General features: G+C 59.1%; 1 protein-coding gene. It reads right to left on the bottom strand.

Annotation, left to right across the window (positions count from 1 at the left end):
* The coding region (locus HMPREF3056_RS09795) for an rRNA adenine N-6-methyltransferase family protein (RefSeq protein ID WP_304439958.1) at positions 1-235 on the bottom strand (235 nt) is incomplete at both ends.

Raw genomic sequence — 235 nt, 5'->3', positions numbered from 1 at the left:
GTGAACCATGGGGACCACTGAGCCGTCATCATCGTGCTTGCGCCTACCCCGGCCCGGCGGCGAGCGACTTCCCACTGCATGAGGAGTACAGCGTCAGTCCATGCTGGCGCATGCAGCAACTTTCGAAGAATGGCAGTGGTGAGGTGAAAGGGAATGTTTCCCACAATGACGCAGGGAGTGGCGGGTAACCGGAAGTTAAGGAAATCATCATGGACCACTTCGACCGCCGCCGAGG

It is taken from the genome of Corynebacterium sp. HMSC056F09, assembly GCF_001815785.1.
GTDB classification, from domain to species: Bacteria; Actinomycetota; Actinomycetes; order Mycobacteriales; family Mycobacteriaceae; genus Corynebacterium; species Corynebacterium hiratae.
The sequence above is the reverse complement of the archived record's forward strand: the minus strand, read 5'-3'. Positions and strand labels throughout refer to the sequence as shown.